We start from the raw sequence: 4,270 nt of genomic DNA on the forward strand, positions 1-4,270 counted from the left end.
CCTGCCATTCCAGGTGGAACGGATTTTTGCAAATCAGTCCGCTGTAGTTCACATCAGCACAAAGTTTCTCACACAGCGAACGTTCAACCGCTGCGGCATATTTCAGCGCCTTAACCGACGCATCAGGCGCGGTTCTCACGGCGATATTGAGTGCATAGAGCAGGTGAGCGTGTCCGTTCACAGGATTTTTAACGGTGATGTTCGGCGCGGGGGCGTTCCGGTCGCTCCAGTCAATCGCTGCCCCCTCGCGGTCAACGTCAAAAACCATCCAGAACTGCGCATGAGGCTGGTTCTGCTGGATGTACCGCGCAAGCAGCGCACGCCCTTTGCCGGAGATGCGAAGACCAAAAGCGAGATCATCCGTGTGATAGGGACGGCGGGGTAAATTTTCTTCGAAGTATTGAAGCGCGGCGCTCATGTGTTACGATTCCTTCCAGGTTATCGACCGACATCGCCCCTGTATTTTCGTGACAGTCTTGGCGGATAGACACGAATTTCAGGGGCGTTTGTTTTTCAGTCGCTTACACTACCCCCAACGACAAAACCTGTCGAGTCTTCCCGCAAACCCGATCCATTTACCATAACTCCTGTTGTACGTACCCCGTAAAACGCTCTCAGATGCTCTGTAACGCAAAGAACGCAAAAAAACATGTTTTCCCCTGACCAAAACAGAAAAACGCGTCAGAAACGTTTTTAGGGGCCTGCATAACTATTCACGAAAGCGATGCGCGATCGGTTTCGACCGTTCACAGCTTTGAACGGGTCAAAAAGACAAACTTTCTCATCCAGAAAAAGGTGAACTGGTGCGAAATCTTTTCGAACTGCGTGAGACGTTGCTCACAAACATAGTAAGTCGGTTTATCGGTATGTATGGATTCCATTAACATATCGCCTGTATTAATATTTCCTCGTTATTGTTAGAAATAAAAATGGGAAAAATGAATATTAACTTTAAACATATCTTTCCTTTATTGTCGTCATTTTTTATTTCAGGATGCGACTCTGATGGAATAAGCAAGGTAAAGTCTTTCGTATATTACGACATTGACGACTCAATGACTGTTGGTAAAGCCTTCGATACAAGGAGTGATTGCATCAATGGCACATGGAGTGAAAAAGAGGATGATCGAGGCAGAATCATCGTTACATATACCTGTGATATTAGTGAAAGTGGCCTAAAAATAATAAATTCAGCCATTATGCAAGAACCTGAAAATAATGCTGAACATTCTATAACACAAAATAACAACAGCATAAAATCAACCAATGAATCATTAGAGGAATACAAACAGAAAACGCCTCTTGTTGAAAAAACAAAAGAGGTCGTAATAGATCACATAAGAAAGCTAAACAGTGCCTTTAATGAAGATCCAATCATATATAGCAAACTCACAATTAGACCTTATCTAGACAGCATGCTATATCTAAGGGATCATAATGACAATGCGCTAAATGCAATTTGTGATGGATACACATACATTCAATATGCCAACACTTACAGTTGGCGTGATGTAAGTGAAGATTATGTAAAAGAATCATGCAAAAAGCACATATATCAGGTATATCAATCATTTAAGAAAAATGCATCACCATTAATAACTAAAAACTTCCCCGGTTTCTACGAACGGGTCCCCCCCTGTGAGAACGCAGATGAATGCATAAAAAAAACAAATACTTACTTTGATGATAACTTTCTCAACATCTATAAAAGAAGCCAAGATAGAGCACCTCAAACAATATCTGATTTAAAAAAGCACAATATAGAAATAAGTGAAAAGTTAAATGATTGCAGAAAAAAATTAAATGTCTCAGATGTCAAACTAACCTACTACTGGTTTGTAACAGACACCGGAGGAGTTGATTATTTAGATGGGGCATTGACATATAACTTTCAGGGAAAGAATAGAGTCGAAAGTTTTCACAAACAACTATTGCAATATGCATACATTAACTACAACGAAAATCAAATACCTCGAGACTTTGTAACATCAATAAAAAATAGCATTTATTATAAGGGGTTCTACACCTATAAAATCGAAGATTGCACCAAGTTTTAATCCTTCACTTACAGGTGGTTGCACATATAACCACCTGTAAGTATTTAACACCTGTTAACTTCATTGACCTGAACTGTGAGTAAATCAAAACGACAAATTTTCTCATTCAGAAAACGCTTCACGGGACGCGGAATTTTTTCGCGTCCCGTGAAGCGTTGGCGGGGGTCGGGGCGCAGTCCTGATATTGCTACATTTTCAACGTTCCATATCTTGATCACGTTCGTTACTACGGGATGCATCCCTGGCCCAAGATCGCTGTATACGCAGTGCTTTTTCCTCCTGTTGCTGCCGTTCCTGCGCCATTTCTGCCAGTAACTCATGTCGCATTTGAGCTTTTTCATCTCCAGACATACTGAGTTCTGGCTCCAGAGATAACATCTGGCTACGGGCAACGGATACTTCTTCGGCAACCTTTTGCCTAGTATTCTCTAAAGATGCCGCGGCCAGAATCTCACGTTCTCTGTACCTGTCCAGCTCCCCAACGTACTTATATCCCTCGGTACGCTTAAAAGCAGCGTTTTCTTTGTCCCACTCGGATTCGGCGTGCTGTAGCTTGTTCCTGAATTCATTCCTTTCATGTTCAGCGGTTTCCAGCACACTTTTTTGCTCCAGAATACGCGCATCAATCTCCCTTTTGTCAGCCCCACGAAACAGGCCACGAATCCCATTCAAAGCATTGCGTTGTTCCTGTAGCTCCCGCAGCTCCCTTTGTGCGGAAACGACATTACGCCCAAGTTTGTCTAAATACCGTGCCCCTTCATATATTCGCCTGCTCCATTCGGAAAGAGAGTCTTTTTTAGCTTTCGCATTCTGAAGCAGCTTATGTTCTTTGAGCGCATTGGGATTGGCATCCCCTAAACGAGCAAGCCTTGCTTCTCCCTGAATGACCGTTTTCATAACCTTGCGGTACTGAAGCAATAACTCCGGTGAACGGGCTGAACGAACAGGCTCAACTGCCCTGATTTTTTGCTTTTGCTCCTGTTCCTGCTGAATGGCATTTGCGGCATCTCTGGCGGTCTTGAGTTCCCGCTCAGCATTCCTCCGTTCCTGGATTGCAACAATCTGCTCACCATTGAGACTGGCGGCCTGAACGGGGCCAAGATGAACTTCCGGCGTGCGATTGATACCCTGTTCTTTCAGAGAACGATGATCTACGCGCGACTCGTGACCGTGTCGCGCAAGGTGCTCATTCTGCACATCAGCCCAGCGGGAACGCAGCGCAACAAGGGCGGCTTTTCGCTCTCCGGCTGTCTGGGGAATACTCGCTTTTTTTGCGCCTCCCTGCTCTGGTGATTTGCTGTTGGCACGTTTAAAAAATTGCTGCGGATCGCGTTCAATACCATCATTAATCCGCTCACAAAACATGATATGCGCGTGTGGCTGTTCCTTTCCGTCGATTGCACCAGGCGGATTGTGGATCGCATACTGGTAGGCATGGCGATCGCCAAGTTCCTTTTGCACGAAATCTTCAACAAGTTCTATCCGTTGTTCGCGTGTCAGTTCACGCGGTAATGCGATCTCAATTTCACGGTATGCTGTCCCGTTTTTTCGTTCAAATTCATCTGCGGCTTTCCATAGCTCTGCTGGATTTCTCTTCGCCCATGATGGCATGTTACCGGATGACGAAAATTCCAGATCCTCCCGCGATTTGTAGCTCTTATATTCGCCAGATCTGGAAATGTAATCAGCATGTTTTAAGGCACTGCCTTTTGCTCCAGCTTTGACGGTGCAATGGTAGCTTGCCATCTGCCTTTTAGCCCTCCGCAGGAGCGCACAGTTTCTCGACGAAGTAGAGAAACTACTAAGTGCGCATCCCTGAATAAATCAGGGATGATTTTACGTTCTCACACGCAGGCAGACAAGGTGATATTATGCACAATAACAACTCACATTAACGGCAAAAGTGCAGAGGTAAGGATGACAAATCGTGAAGACTGGTTAAGTGCAAAAATTGCCTACATCAACGGACTGAAATCACCGTCAGAGCAGCAGAGATTACTTGTGTTACTGGCAGAGAAAAAAAACCGAACAACGACGGATGAAAAAACGTTGTCCGCACTGATACGAGCAGAAAAAACCGCAGAGAAAGCAGCCGCAGCAAAAGCCAGAGTAACGGCAATCATAGCGGCAGAACGGAAGGCAGCCGCAAGGGCGGAACGAAAGGCACGAGATCATGAACTCTACAAGGCCGCAGGCCTCATGATTGTGGCAGG

Annotated in this window: 4 protein-coding genes; 2 read left to right on the forward strand and 2 right to left on the reverse strand. The window is 45.0% G+C overall.

Annotated elements, in window-relative coordinates:
* A partial coding sequence (locus A1SC_RS00020; RefSeq protein WP_016263053.1) for a replication initiation protein occupies positions 1–418 on the reverse strand: 418 nt, incomplete at its 3' end.
* Between the two features lie 511 nt (positions 419–929).
* On the opposite strand from A1SC_RS00020, the gene A1SC_RS00015 reads away from it, so the two are divergent.
* Complete coding sequence (locus tag A1SC_RS00015) at positions 930–2,057, forward strand: hypothetical protein (protein ID WP_032141560.1); 1,128 nt, start codon at positions 930–932, stop codon at positions 2,055–2,057.
* Between the two features lie 195 nt (positions 2,058–2,252).
* Here the strand turns inward: A1SC_RS00015 and A1SC_RS00010 are convergent, their stop codons facing one another.
* Positions 2,253–3,803: a MobA/MobL family protein gene (locus A1SC_RS00010; RefSeq protein ID WP_000179378.1), complete on the reverse strand. Its 1,551-nt coding sequence runs from the start codon at positions 3,801–3,803 to the stop codon at positions 2,253–2,255.
* 171 nt (positions 3,804–3,974) lie between these two features.
* Between A1SC_RS00010 and A1SC_RS00005 the strand changes: the two genes are divergently transcribed.
* Positions 3,975–4,270: hypothetical protein (locus A1SC_RS00005; RefSeq protein ID WP_016263055.1), on the forward strand; the 296-nt coding region annotated here is incomplete at its 3' end.

This window comes from Escherichia sp. KTE52, from assembly GCF_000408325.1.
In the GTDB taxonomy this organism is placed as follows: Bacteria; Pseudomonadota; Gammaproteobacteria; order Enterobacterales; family Enterobacteriaceae; genus Escherichia; species Escherichia marmotae.

Bases quoted from the DNA above. Each gene is read 5' to 3' on its own strand.
- A1SC_RS00010 (WP_000179378.1), bottom strand. From the start codon at position 3,803: ATGGCAAGCTACCATTGCACCGTCAAAGCTGGAGCAAAAGGCAGTGCC.
- A1SC_RS00015 (WP_032141560.1), top strand. From the start codon at position 930: ATGGGAAAAATGAATATTAACTTTAAACATATCTTTCCTTTATTGTCG.